This window comes from Priestia sp. YIM B13491 (assembly GCF_042787605.1).
GTDB classification, from domain to species: Bacteria; Bacillota; Bacilli; order Bacillales; family Bacillaceae_H; genus Priestia; species Priestia megaterium_E.
Window position 1 is genome coordinate 548,643 of record NZ_JBHZOR010000004.1, and the last position, 12,481, is coordinate 561,123.

The 12,481-nt window shown below is 41.7% G+C and carries 13 protein-coding genes; all 13 read left to right on the forward strand.

Annotation, left to right across the window (positions count from 1 at the left end):
• Window positions 1-153 precede the first annotated feature (153 nt).
• The 13 genes from pdxS to ACFX4E_RS17840 all read left to right on the forward strand — a co-directional run bounded on the left by pdxS (window position 154) and on the right by ACFX4E_RS17840 (window position 12,445).
• Window positions 154-1,038, forward strand: coding sequence for a pyridoxal 5'-phosphate synthase lyase subunit PdxS (gene pdxS / locus ACFX4E_RS17780; RefSeq protein WP_377237944.1), 885 nt, complete (start codon window positions 154-156; stop codon window positions 1,036-1,038).
• A gap of 37 nt (window positions 1,039-1,075) precedes the next feature.
• Window positions 1,076-1,324 (forward strand): ferredoxin, encoded by a 249-nt coding sequence (locus ACFX4E_RS17785; protein ID WP_013083172.1) that lies wholly within the window; start codon window positions 1,076-1,078, stop codon window positions 1,322-1,324.
• Window positions 1,325-1,538: 214 nt separating this feature from the next.
• The gene (locus tag ACFX4E_RS17790; RefSeq protein WP_013057066.1) at window positions 1,539-1,868 is read left to right on the forward strand and encodes a DUF3870 domain-containing protein; all 330 of its coding nucleotides are present in this window, start codon (window positions 1,539-1,541) and stop codon (window positions 1,866-1,868) included.
• Between the two features lie 178 nt (window positions 1,869-2,046).
• On the forward strand, window positions 2,047-2,703 hold the full coding sequence (locus ACFX4E_RS17795; RefSeq protein ID WP_013057067.1) for a CoA transferase subunit A: 657 nt from the start codon (window positions 2,047-2,049) through the stop codon (window positions 2,701-2,703).
• A gap of 1 nt (window position 2,704) precedes the next feature.
• A complete protein-coding gene (locus ACFX4E_RS17800) occupies window positions 2,705-3,367 on the forward strand; it encodes a 3-oxoacid CoA-transferase subunit B (RefSeq protein ID WP_028408520.1) in 663 nt (220 codons plus the stop codon).
• Window positions 3,367-4,557 carry a thiolase family protein gene (locus ACFX4E_RS17805; RefSeq protein WP_028408519.1) on the forward strand — a complete coding sequence of 397 codons (1,191 nt, stop codon included), beginning with the start codon at window positions 3,367-3,369 and terminating at the stop codon, window positions 4,555-4,557. The genes ACFX4E_RS17800 and ACFX4E_RS17805 overlap by 1 nt, the downstream gene beginning before the upstream one ends.
• Window positions 4,545-5,930 (forward strand): aminotransferase family protein, encoded by a 1,386-nt coding sequence (locus ACFX4E_RS17810; RefSeq protein WP_377237943.1) that lies wholly within the window; start codon window positions 4,545-4,547, stop codon window positions 5,928-5,930. The genes ACFX4E_RS17805 and ACFX4E_RS17810 overlap by 13 nt, the downstream gene beginning before the upstream one ends.
• Window positions 5,914-7,209, forward strand: coding sequence for an aminotransferase class III-fold pyridoxal phosphate-dependent enzyme (locus ACFX4E_RS17815; RefSeq protein ID WP_028408517.1), 1,296 nt, complete (start codon window positions 5,914-5,916; stop codon window positions 7,207-7,209). Before ACFX4E_RS17810 ends, ACFX4E_RS17815 begins: the two co-directional genes overlap by 17 nt.
• A gap of 28 nt (window positions 7,210-7,237) precedes the next feature.
• A complete protein-coding gene (locus ACFX4E_RS17820; RefSeq protein WP_060745632.1) occupies window positions 7,238-8,695 on the forward strand; it encodes an aldehyde dehydrogenase family protein in 1,458 nt (485 codons plus the stop codon).
• 29 nt (window positions 8,696-8,724) lie between these two features.
• Window positions 8,725-10,245 (forward strand): M81 family metallopeptidase, encoded by a 1,521-nt coding sequence (locus tag ACFX4E_RS17825; protein ID WP_098432831.1) that lies wholly within the window; start codon window positions 8,725-8,727, stop codon window positions 10,243-10,245.
• Window positions 10,233-10,712, forward strand: a complete 480-nt coding sequence (locus tag ACFX4E_RS17830) for a GNAT family N-acetyltransferase (RefSeq protein WP_028408514.1) — start codon at window positions 10,233-10,235, stop codon at window positions 10,710-10,712. The genes ACFX4E_RS17825 and ACFX4E_RS17830 overlap by 13 nt, the downstream gene beginning before the upstream one ends.
• Before the next feature lie 42 nt (window positions 10,713-10,754).
• The gene (gene kamA, locus ACFX4E_RS17835; RefSeq protein WP_028408513.1) at window positions 10,755-12,164 is read left to right on the forward strand and encodes a lysine 2,3-aminomutase; all 1,410 of its coding nucleotides are present in this window, start codon (window positions 10,755-10,757) and stop codon (window positions 12,162-12,164) included.
• A 2-nt stretch (window positions 12,165-12,166) separates the two neighbouring features.
• Entirely contained in the window at window positions 12,167-12,445 is a 279-nt protein-coding gene (locus ACFX4E_RS17840) for a YokU family protein (protein ID WP_013057076.1), read from the forward strand.
• The last annotated feature ends 36 nt before the right edge of the window (window positions 12,446-12,481 follow it).

The window sequence follows — 12,481 nt, forward strand, 5'->3', positions numbered from 1 at the left end:
GGTTTAAAAAATTGGCTCTTGCATGCCAAAAATTTAGAAGATGATTAATAATTTGGCACAAAAATCAATATTTTTTACTAATTTCTTCTATATTTTAACGCTGGCATGGAAGTTGCATAATAAGTATTTGAACATATAAAGGAGGAATTGAATATGGTGAGAAATGGAACAGACCGCGTGAAGCGGGGAATGGCGGAAATGCAAAAAGGCGGCGTTATCATGGATGTGATCAATGCAGAACAGGCAAAAATTGCAGAGGCAGCAGGCGCTGTTGCTGTTATGGCGTTAGAGCGTGTTCCAGCTGATATTCGTGCAGCAGGCGGCGTGTCTCGTATGGCAGACCCAACAATTGTTGAAGAAGTGATGAACGCTGTATCCATTCCAGTTATGGCGAAAGCTCGTATTGGCCATATTGTTGAAGCCCGCGTGCTAGAAGCAATGGGTGTAGACTATATTGACGAAAGTGAAGTACTCACTCCAGCTGATGAGGAATATCACCTTAACAAAAGTACATTTACGGTTCCATTTGTATGCGGATGCCGTGATTTAGGGGAAGCAGCAAGACGAATTGGTGAAGGTGCTTCGATGCTTCGTACAAAAGGCGAACCAGGAACAGGAAACATCGTCGAAGCAGTGCGTCATATGCGCCAAGTCAACGCTCAAGTACGTAAAGTTGTAGGCATGGATGAAGACGAGTTAATGACAGAAGCAAAACTATTAGGTGCGCCTTATGAGTTATTACTGCAAATTAAACGTGAAAGCCGCTTACCGGTTGTAAACTTTGCAGCAGGGGGCGTAGCAACACCAGCAGACGCAGCGTTAATGATGCAGCTTGGAGCAGACGGTGTGTTCGTTGGATCAGGAATCTTCAAATCAGACAACCCTGAAAAATTTGCGCGAGCAATCGTGGAAGCAACTACTCATTATCAAGACTATGAACTGATTGCAAGCTTATCAAAAGGGTTAGGAAGTGCAATGAAAGGGATTGAAATTTCATCATTATTACCAGAAAATCGTATGCAAGAACGCGGCTGGTAATGAGTAATAACTTTTAAACTTAGTTAGGAGAATGATCATGGGGAAATATACGATAGTCGATAAAGAAACGTGTATTGCGTGCGGTGCATGCGGAGCTGCGGCACCTGATATTTATGATTATGATGATGAAGGAATTGCGTTCGTTATACTTGATGATAATCAAGGCACGGCTGAAGTGCCCCAAGAGCTGGAAGACGATTTAATAGATGCGTTTGAAGGCTGTCCAACAGAGTCCATCCGTATAGCAGATGAAAAGTTTGATGGAGACTCGAATAAATTTCAATAAAGCCGAATAAATAAAAAAATAGAAAGTTTTTTTAAAAGAAAAGAAGGATTTTGTCTAGAAAAGGCGAAATATTAGTTGTGTAAGAACATATCTTTTTAAAAATGAAAGCACTTACATAACTAAAAGCATATGAGTTAATCTCATTTGACCTTTCAGAATTATTAGTGTAAAAGTGCGGAGTAATTAAATAGTTTTTAAAAGGAGATTAAGGGGCATGCAAATACTGAATACAGTCATTGTGACAGGATATGCAAAAGCTCCACAGGGAACTTCCATGTATGAAATGTATAAGCATGCGGGAATTGTACTAGAAGTGGATCTGACAGAGCATAAAATTGTAAATGCTGAGTTTACGTTTATTACGGAGCTAACGCAAAATTTTTTCCGGAAGCTGCTTATTGGTTACTGCCTTGCAGATGGAATTGAACCTCTTATTGAACGTATTCAAAATTATTATTTTGCTCCATCTCAACAGGCGATTATCGTAGCGCTTCAGGCTGCAATCCAACGTTACTGGGATAATGTGAATCAAAAAATTACATAGCGTTTGGTTAGAATAAAGTGAGAAGACAACCTCTTTTCATGGTCTTATTAAAACCAAGCAGACACACACACTTTACAAAGAGTGGGGACATCCCTGTTTCTTTGGGGAGTCATTGTGTCCTGCTTGGTTTTTTTCGCGTAGAGCGCTGTGAAATATAAAAAGAAAAGGAGGAAACAAAATGAACAAAATCATCACGCGCGAAGAAGCAATAGAAAAAATAACGGATGGCGCACGCATTATGGTAGGTGGATTTGGTCTCGTTGGAAGCCCGCTTAGTCTGATTGAAGCGATTGCCAAATCAAACCTTAAAGATTTAGAGATTATTAGTAATAATCTCGGTGAACCTGGAAAAGGATTAGGTGTATTGGTTCAAAAAAAACAAGTAAAAAAAGCCATAGGTTCTTATTTTACTTCCAACCCTGAAGTTGTACATGCTTATCAACAACAAGAACTCCAAGTGGAGCTCATCCCGCAAGGAACAATGTCCGAGGCTATTAGGGCAGGAGGTGCGGGCATCGGAGGGTTTTACACGCCTGTGAGCGTAGGGACTCAGCTGGCGGAAGGAAAAGAAGAACGAGTATTAAAAGGAAAGAAATATGTTTTGCAAGAATCGCTGCACGCAGATGTAGCTCTAATAAAAGCTAAAAAAGCAGATCGACTCGGAAATCTTATTTACAGCAAATCAGCAAGAAACTTTAATCCAATGATGGCAACGGCTGCTGATATCGTGATTGCAGAAGTAGAAGAAGTTGTTGAAGTTGGACAGATTTCTCCTGAAGAAATTGTAACTCCTCATTTATACGTTACTTATATCGTAGTGAAAGGAGAAAATTAAGATGAACGTCAAACAATATATTGCTGCGCGTGCTGCAAAAGAGCTTTGTCACGGAGATACAGTGAACTTAGGAATCGGCATTCCTACTTTAGTTGCTAATTATATTTCACCCGATGTTCACGTGTTTTTGCATTCAGAAAACGGGATTCTTGGCGTTGGCCCTACTCCTGAAGAAGATTATATAGATCCAGAACTTGTGAATGCTGGAAAGCTGCCCGTCACGGTTTTAGAAGGTGCCTCATTTTTTAACAGCGCTGATTCTTTTGCCATGATACGCGGAGGCCATGTGAATGTATCGATTCTTGGAGTGCTTCAAGTAGATGAAGTAGGCCGAATTGCGAACTGGGCTGTTCCGGGGAAAAGTGTTCTTGGCGTAGGAGGAGCAATGGATTTATTAGAAGGCTCAAAAAAAGTGATTGTTACGACTCTTCATACGAACAGCCAAGGAGAGTCAAAGCTGGTTGAGGAGTTAACTTATCCGCTTACTTCAGAGCGACGAGTCGATATGATTATTACAGAATTAGCTGTCTTTTCGGTAACAGACCATGGTCTTGAACTTCTTGAAACAGCTCCGGGTGTTTCTTTAGAGACAGTGCAACAAAAAACGCAGGCTTCTTTTCGCGTTTCTAAATTATTTAATAAAAACAATGAGGTGACAGCATAATGGCAGTGATTGTAAATGCATTTCGAACGCCTATTGGAAAGTTTGGCGGTTCGCTTGCAGATACGCTTCCAGAAGAACTAGTCTCTCTTGTGATGAAAAACAATTTGTCTTCAGCGGGATATACGTCAGAGATTGTTGATGAAATCATTGTCGGACAGACGAAACAAAGCGCTCATGCTCCTAATATAGCGAGAGTAGCCGGGCTGAAAGCTCAATTCTCTGAACGTATTCCAGCTTATACCGTGCACCGCCAGTGCGGTTCAGGCATGCAGGCTGTAATGAATGGAGCTATGTCCATTTTATCAGGTCAAGCCGAAGTGGTATTAGCCGGAGGAGTAGAAAGCATGTCTCAAGCACCGCACTATACGGTAGGCACTCGTTTTGGTTTTCACGTTGGTGATTTAACACTCTATGACTCTAATACAGAAAGTCAGCCAAAATCACAGCCTGAAACGTTATACGGAACGTTTACGATGGGACAGACGGCCGAGTGGCTCGCTGAAAAATATAGTATTAGCCGCACGGAACAAGATGAGTTTGCTTTTTATAGTCAGGAAAAAGCTAGGCGGGCTATAGAACTTGATTTGTTTGAAGAAGAAATTATCCCGGTAGCTGTAAAAGAAGGAAAAAAAGGTATGAGGCATTTTGCAACAGATGAATTTCCTCGTCTTACTAGCAAAGAAAAGCTTGGTGCGCTTAAGCCTGTTTTTCAAAAGAATGGAACGGTTACAGCCGGCAATTCATCCGGCAGAAACGATGGCGCTTCGATGCTGCTGCTGATGTCGGAAGAAAAAGCTGAGCACCTTGGATTAACGCCTATGGCAAAGATTGTGTCGTTTGCCGCAGCGGGCGTCTCTCCAAAGGAAATGGGAATTGGCCCCGTTTCTGCTTCGCAAGTTGCTTTAAATAAAGTCGGTTTAAGCTTAGGTGATATGGACTTGATTGAATTAAACGAAGCATTTGCCGCTCAAAGTATTGCTTGCTTAAGAGAATGGGACATCACATCAGAAAAAGTGAATGTAAACGGAGGAGCGATTGCGCTTGGACACCCTTTAGGGTGCTCCGGGGCAAGAATTATAACAACTCTGTGTCATGAGCTCCAAAAGCAAAAAAGACGATACGGTCTGGCTACTATTTGCGTTGCAGGAGGATTAGGAATGGCGATGGTGGTGGAAAGATGGACGAAATAAAAAGAGACTATGTGTTTCATAGAGATTTAACAAAAAAGTACCCAATGATTACACACGGTGAAGGAAGCTACTTAATAGATGAACAAGGCAAAAAGTATTTAGACGGCTGCTCCGGGGCCGTGGCGGCAAATTTAGGGCACGGCATTGCGCAAATAGCCGAGGCGATGGCGGAGCAAGCAAAAAAAGCGGCGTTTGTTCATACATTGCGTTTTGAAACGAATGTTTTGCATAAACTTTCGAAAAAAATTGGTAAAATGGCGCCACTTCATTTAAACAAAGTCTATTTTACATCAGGAGGATCAGAAGCTAATGAAAGTGCATTAAAATTAGCAAGGCAATATCACAGAGATGCCGGAAAGATGCAAAAACACATCGTAATCGGAAGGTGGCAGTCCTATCACGGAAATACGATAGGGGCACTATCAGCTGGAGGAGATGTAAAAAGACGATATCCTTATACACCCAACCTTTTACATTTTGCGCACGTCTATTCTCCGTATTGTCATCGCTGTCCGTATAATCGCAATCAAGAAGACTGCGTGGCAAATCAAAACTGGAGCTGCATCACCGATATTGAACGAACTATTTTAGAGCTTGGTCCAGAAAATATTTCAGCTTTTATCGCAGAGCCCATTGTAGGAAGTCAGCAAGGAGCTGTTGTACCTCCGCTTGACTATTTCAAAAAAGTACGTGAGCTCTGCAGCCGCTATGACATTCTTTTGATTGTTGATGAAGTGATGACAGGCTTCGGGAGAACGGGAACTGATTTTGCAGTGGAACAATTCGGAATCGAACCCGATATCCTAACGTTTGGTAAAGGAGTTTCAGCTGGGTACGCTCCTTTAGGAGGAATGATTGTCCATGACCGCCTGATTCAAGGTCTGTTAGAAAATAGCAGGGGAAAATTTCTTCATGGCTATACGTACAGTGGACATCCTGTTTCAATAGCGGCAGGCCTTGCTGCTTTGGATATGTACGAAGAAATGAATATCCTTCAAAACGTTGAAACTCAAGGCGCGTATTTAATGGAATGTTTAGTAGCTCTGCAGCGCAAGTATCCTTATATTTCAGATATTCGCGGCCGCGGACTTTTAATTGGATTAGAACTAATGAAAGATGCCAATCAACAGATATTTTTCGAGCCACGTGAAGCAGCCAGCGAAAAGCTCAATGAAATTTGTATGGAGCTTGGAGGCGTCTTTTATCCAGGATCCGGATCTATAGATGGACATAAAGGAGAGCATATCATTATCAGTCCTCCTTTAAATATAACGAAATCAGAAGTTGATGAAATAGTGAGATTGCTAGATCATGCGTTTTCTATTTTTCATCAGCACATAAGAAAGGATGAGTCATATGAAAGTGCAAAGTAAAACAGAAGAGCTTCAAACCAAAGGAAAAAAACATTTATCACCGGTGATGACAAGAGTAACAGAGCTTGTTATTGAAAAAGCGCACGGTGCAAAATTTTGGACAGCTGATGGCAAGGAATATATTGATTTTGTATCAGGAGTAGCTGTCAATGCAGTGGGTCATACGCATGAAAAGATGGTAGAAGCGATAAAAAAACAAGCAGATCAGCTGCTTCATCTAGGCTTAAACTACGGCTATTACGAAACAGCAGTAAATTTGGCGGAAAAACTTGCGCAAATTACGCCTGGAAACTTAGACACGGTGTTTTTCTCAAACTCAGGCGCAGAAGCCATTGATGGTGCGCTCAAATTAGCAAAAGCGGCAACTGGCAGGCCAGCAATCATTGCTTTTGAAGGTTCTTTTCACGGTCGTACACTAGGAGCTACAGCTATTACGGCTTCAAGCTCAAAATACCGCAGCTACTACGAGCCGATTTTAGGAGAAGTGTATCACGTTCCTTATCCGTATCCAAGTCAGCTTCCTAACGTTGACGAGGAAGATGCAGAAGCATATTGCTTAAATCAACTGCAAAAGCTGTTTGAACTACGAGTCGATCCTTCACGCGTAGCAGCGATTGTAATTGAGCCAGTTATGGGCGAAGGAGGCTATTACCCTGCTCCTTCTAGCTTTTTACGCGCACTGAGAGACATAGCGAATGATTACGGCATTCTGCTTATTTTTGATGAAGTGCAAACGGGATTTGGGCGCACTGGAAAAATGTTTGCCGCAGAACATGCTGGAGTCACACCAGATATTTTAGTTTTAGCAAAAGCTCTTTCCGGCGGCATGCCTTTAGGAGCCATTGTAGCAAGCCGAGAACTGCATGAGAAATGGCCAACAGCTGGACATGGTTCTACTTTTGGAGGAAATCCAGTATCGTGCGCAGCTGCTTTAGCTAATATTTCAATCATTGAAGAAGAAAAGCTTGTAGAGCGCAGCGAAAAAGTAGGCGCGGATATCGTGAAACGTCTTCAGCATTCTATCGGACATTTACCTGCCATTAAAGAAGTTAGAGGAATTGGTATGATGATTGGTATTGAATTTCATGTTGAAACAGCAGCTGCTTATGTCCCTGTTATTAAATCAAAAGCGCTGGAAAAAAGACTGCTAATTATGAACTGTGGAGTCAAAGGGCAAACCATTCGTTTAATGCTGCCGCTAAATATTGATAAAGACGTGCTGGATCAAGGGCTGTCTTTACTAGAAGAAGCCATTACAGAAGCAGTTTCAATTAACTAGCTTTTTAAATGAAAAGGAGGGTAACAATATGAGTCAGACTAAAACTGAACTGTTACAAGGAAATTTATATATTAACGGCGAGTGGGTAAGTGAAGAGGAGCAAACCTATTTTGAAAGTATAAACCCTGCAACACAAGAGCTCGTCGGAACGTGCGCAGCCGCTACGGCTAGTCAAGTCGATGATGCGGTAAGAGCGGCTAGTACAGCCTACAGCCATTGGAAAAATACATCTATTCCTGAACGTGCAGCATTTTTAACAAAAGCAGCTGAGATTTTTGAAGACCGAAAAGAAGAGCTAGCTCAAGTGATGACAAAAGAGATGGGAAAACCGCTATCAGAATCCATAGGCGAAGTTGGTGTCGTCATTGCAACAGCTCAGTATATGGCGGGAGAAGGAAGACGTTTGTTTGGCGAAATAGTGCCCGCTGGCTTTCCTGACCGAGATATAAAAATGATTCGCGAACCGCTTGGAGTTGTGGCATGTATTACACCTTGGAACTTTCCTGTTTCTCTCGCTTCTTATAAAATGTTTGCCGCTTTAATCGCTGGCAATACCGTTGTCTGGAAGCCGGCTTCAGAAGTGGCGCTCTCAGCGAAGATTTTTATGGAAGTATTGCACGCTGCGGGGCTTCCAAAAGGAACAATTAACTTGCTTACAGGATCGGGCAGAATCGTTGGACAAAAGCTTGCTACGCACTCTGAAGTGAAAATCATCTCATTTACAGGTTCTACGGAAGTTGGTCAGCAGTTAGCAGAAATGAGCAGCAAAACCTTAAAGCGTATTTCTTTAGAGCTAGGAGGAAAAAATGCTGTTATTGTATTAAAGGATGCCGATTTGGATAAAGCAGCAGAAGGAATTGTTAAATCAGCATTTACGACAACGGGGCAGCGCTGTACCGCAGCTAGCAGAGTGATTGTGGAGCGTTCAGTAAAAGAAGAGCTTTTGAAAAAAGTAATAGCTGTTACAAAAGAAATGAAAATTGGAAATGGTCTTGATGAAGGAGTTGTAATAGGCCCGCTTGTTAATGAACAGCAGTGCCGTTTAGTAGAAAATTACGTACAAAAAGCGGTGGAAGAAGGCGGAAATATTGCGCTTGGAGGTCGTGCTTTATCAGAATTAGGGACTTGTTATTACATGCCTACAATCATCGATAACGTCCATTCGAATCACACAATTGCTCAAGAAGAGATTTTTGGCCCCGTGCTTGCTTTTATTGAAGTAAATGGCTATGAAGAAGCAATGAGCGTCAATAATGGAACGATGTATGGACTTTCCACTTCTATTTATACAAGCAGCTTGCACTATGCCAGCCGAGCGGCAAAAGACGCTGTTAGCGGATTAGTCTATATCAATAACGGAACATCTAATGCTGAAATGGGGGTAGCATTCGGAGGAATGAAAATGTCTGGCAACGGCCACAGAGAAGTTTCTCATCATGCATTTGATGTGATGACAGAATGGAAGTCTGTCTACACCAACTATTAATCTCGCACCTTAGCGAAAAGGAGGAGCACATGTCTTCATATCGCATTGGCATTGCCTTTTTTTATCATGAATCTCACAGCTTTAGTCCATTAAAAACAGAAATAGAACAGTTTGTACAAGAAGGATATTTTGTTGGAACGGAAATATATAAAGCATACTCAGGAACCAAAACAGAAGTAGGGGGATTTTTGGATGTGTTAAAGCAAGAGAAGCAAGTAGAGATCGTTCCCCTTGTTTGTGCAGCTGCAGTTCCGTCTGGGGTTGTATCTTCGGCGGCTTATTACACAATTGAAAAGCAAATGCTGCATGCGCTTACTCACGCCGGCCCGCTAGATGGCTTATTAATTGCTTTGCACGGCGCAATGGTAGTAGAGCATCTTTTCGATCCTGAAGCTCATTTGTTAGGTCAAATAAGAAGCTGTATAGGAAATAACGTTCCTATTGCTACTACGCTCGATATGCATGCAAATGTCAGTGAAGATATGCTTACGTACACGCCGCTTCACTTTGGTTTTAAAACATATCCTCATGTTGATATGTACGAACAAGGAGTGAACGCTGCGCGAGCGCTTTTAACACAAGTAAAAGAAAGCGCTGTCTATTATGCGTCTTTAAAGAAATTGCCTATGCTTTTGCCCTCAATTAATATGCGAACAGCAGAAGGCCCTATGAAAAAAATGATTGACCTTGCTAAGCAAGCTGAGCAAGAAGCAGACGTATACAATGTTTCCATTTTTGGAGGCTTTCCGTATTCTGATATTCCAATTGCCGGAGCAAGCGTGCTCGTAACAGCTTTGAATCCTGAAACAGCAGAAAAAACAGCAAAGAAACTAGCTTCTCAGTTTTGGAGTATAAAAGAAGAGTTTATCGTGGATTTGCCTACCGTTGAAGAAGGTCTGCAAACAGCGTTAAAACTATCAAGCGAACAGCCAATTGTGCTTGCTGATATAGCGGACAATCCTTTAAGCTGCGGAAGCGGCGACACAACAGAGCTTTTGGAATACATGCTGAAGCTAAATATGCCGGGGACACTGTTTGGAGGTCTTTATGACCCTGAATCTATTAAACAATGCGTGCAAGCAGGAGTTGGGAACTACGTCTCTCTTTCCTTAGGAGGAAAAGTTTCTCCTGAGTTCGGAAAGCCCGTTGAAGTTGAGGCGAAGGTCGTTGCTTTGTCGGAAGGTGAGTTTTACAATTCGGGACCGTTTAATCAGCATTTAAAAGTAAATGTAAAAGGTGCAGCTCACATTCAAGTAGGAGAATTAGACATTTTGCTGATTGGAAGGCCGGTATCAGCCAATGATCCTGAACTTTTTCGCCATATTGGCATTGAGCCAGCGACGAAAAAAATCATTGGTTTAAAAGCTAAAAATCATTTCAGAGCCGCTTTTGAACCGCTTGTAGGATCTATCATCTATGTGGATGCGCCAGGCGTAGCGTCAAATCGCTTAACGACCTTTAAGTATCAGCACATTCCAAAACCAATATGGCCGCTGCAAGATGTCAAGTATGAAAGTGAAAAAAGGAGGAAAGAAAAATGGATGCATTAAAAGAGCAGTATCATATCGAAGTGCCGGAATCGTTAACTCCTGAACAGCAAAAGATGATGATCGAACTTGAAAAAGATGCGTTTCCGGGCATGGGAGCCGTGGATGAACAGACGCTTGTACCTTTAGCGCGCTACGGAAAGCTCATTCAATATTTCCAGGAAAATGACGCAAGGCCAATTGCCATTTGCGAGCTGCTTCGAGATTACAAAGATGTCACAAAAGCTTATATCTTTGGGTTCTACGTCCGCTCTGATAAACAAGGAAGCGGAATTGGACAGCTGTTCTTAGAAGAAATATTTTCGATTCTACAAAAAGATAGTTTTGAAAGCGTTTGTTTGACTGTGAATGTAAAAAATGAAGGTGCTGTGAAGCTGTATAAAAAAATGGGCTTTACGATTAAAGAAACGCGAGCAGGAGAGTTTGGCGAAGGAGAAGATCGCTATTATATGGTGCGGTCAATTTCTTAATAGAACATCTATTCAAAAAATGAACTTTGGAGGGAATATAAAATGAAAAATACATTATATAAAGCAAGCAGACATTGGAAAGAAATTGAGCTTTGGAAAGATGTAACGGACGAGCAGTGGAACGACTGGGTATGGCAGCTGACAAACACGATTAAAACATTGGAAGATTTGAAGAAAGTGATCAATTTAACACCTCAAGAAGAAGAAGGCGTTAAAATTGCAACCAAAACGATTCCGTTAAACATCACTCCTTATTACGCATGGTTAATGGATGAGAACGATCCGAAATGTCCAATCAGAATGCAGTCCGTTCCTATTTCAGAAGAACTGCATAAGACAAGGTATGATTTAGAAGATCCGCTTCATGAAGATGAAGATTCACCGGTTCCTGGCTTAACTCACCGCTATCCAGACCGCGTGCTGTTTTTAGTTACAAATCAGTGCTCTATGTACTGCCGCTACTGTACAAGAAGACGTTTTTCAGGACAAATTGGCATGGGCGTTCCAAAAAAACAGCTGGATACAGCTATTAATTACATTGCTGCCAACCCTCAAATCCGTGATGTATTAATTTCCGGAGGAGACGGCCTATTAATCAATGATAATATTTTAGAATATATTTTGAAAAATTTGCGCGATATTCCGCACGTAGAAATTATTCGTATCGGTACAAGAGCACCTGTGGTGTTCCCGCAGCGCATTACAGAAAATCTTTGCAACATCTTAAAGAAATATCATCCGGTTTGGCTGAATACGCACTTCAACACATCAATTGAAATTACAGAAGAATCAAAGCGTGCTTGTGAAATGCTTTCCAACGCAGGAGTTCCAGTTGGAAACCAAGCGGTTATTTTAGCCGGAATTAACGACAGCGTGCCAATCATGAAGCAGCTTATGCATGATTTAGTAAAAATTCGCGTGAGACCTTACTACATTTATCAATGTGATTTATCAGAAGGAATCGGCCATTTCCGTGCGCCAATCAGTAAAGGACTAGAAATTATGGAAGGACTTCGCGGCCATACGTCCGGCTATGCAGTTCCTACGTTTATCGTGGATGCTCCTGGAGGAGGCGGTAAAATTCCGCTGCAGCCAAACTACATTATTTCTCAAAGCTCCAATAAAGTTGTGCTTCGAAACTTTGAAGGTGTTATTACGTCTTATCCGGAGCCGCAAAATTACCAAAGTGGCAGCGCAGAAGAATTTTATAAAAAAGTATATCCTGAAGTGTTTGAAAAATTTGAAAGCAACGGTGTTCTTTCGATTATTGATGATACAAAGTTCAACTTAACGCCGGAAGGTCTAAACCGTCTTGACCGCCGGAAAACGTATGACCAAAATCCAGAGCATAGCTCTTTAAAAGACAAGCGTGAAAAGCGCGATCAATTAAAAGAGAAAAAATTTGAAACGCAAATGAAAAAATACGAAACGGCGGGAGCGAAGGAGGAATAATGTTGAAATGCCAATGGTGCGAATCATATGAAGCGAAAGAGACGGATGCAACGGTTTATTGGGAGCTTCCTGACGGCACAAAAGCTATAGAAATTAAAGAGACGCCTTCCATTACATGTTCAGAATGCGGGATTACGTATCAAACAGATGAAACGGTTGGGCACATTGAAGATCAACTGTTTTTAATTAACACCTCTGCCTTAGAAAAAAGTGTAACGTACGAACAGCTTATGAGCCTGCCTCGTCTATTAAAACGAAACTACTTTGATTTTTCAAAGTAAGCAATGAAGAGTCCATCTCCTGCTTTTTGTGGGAGA

Excerpts from the sequence above, each read along its gene's own strand:
- pdxS (WP_377237944.1), top strand. The coding sequence starts at position 154 with ATGGTGAGAAATGGAACAGACCGCGTGAAGCGGGGAATGGCGGAAATG.
- ACFX4E_RS17785 (WP_013083172.1), top strand. The coding sequence starts at position 1,076 with ATGGGGAAATATACGATAGTCGATAAAGAAACGTGTATTGCGTGCGGT.
- ACFX4E_RS17790 (WP_013057066.1), top strand. The coding sequence starts at position 1,539 with ATGCAAATACTGAATACAGTCATTGTGACAGGATATGCAAAAGCTCCA.
- ACFX4E_RS17795 (WP_013057067.1), top strand. The coding sequence starts at position 2,047 with ATGAACAAAATCATCACGCGCGAAGAAGCAATAGAAAAAATAACGGAT.
- ACFX4E_RS17800 (WP_028408520.1), top strand. The coding sequence starts at position 2,705 with ATGAACGTCAAACAATATATTGCTGCGCGTGCTGCAAAAGAGCTTTGT.
- ACFX4E_RS17805 (WP_028408519.1), top strand. The coding sequence starts at position 3,367 with ATGGCAGTGATTGTAAATGCATTTCGAACGCCTATTGGAAAGTTTGGC.
- ACFX4E_RS17810 (WP_377237943.1), top strand. The coding sequence starts at position 4,545 with ATGGACGAAATAAAAAGAGACTATGTGTTTCATAGAGATTTAACAAAA.
- ACFX4E_RS17815 (WP_028408517.1), top strand. The coding sequence starts at position 5,914 with ATGAAAGTGCAAAGTAAAACAGAAGAGCTTCAAACCAAAGGAAAAAAA.
- ACFX4E_RS17820 (WP_060745632.1), top strand. The coding sequence starts at position 7,238 with ATGAGTCAGACTAAAACTGAACTGTTACAAGGAAATTTATATATTAAC.
- ACFX4E_RS17825 (WP_098432831.1), top strand. The coding sequence starts at position 8,725 with ATGTCTTCATATCGCATTGGCATTGCCTTTTTTTATCATGAATCTCAC.
- ACFX4E_RS17830 (WP_028408514.1), top strand. The coding sequence starts at position 10,233 with ATGGATGCATTAAAAGAGCAGTATCATATCGAAGTGCCGGAATCGTTA.
- kamA (WP_028408513.1), top strand. The coding sequence starts at position 10,755 with ATGAAAAATACATTATATAAAGCAAGCAGACATTGGAAAGAAATTGAG.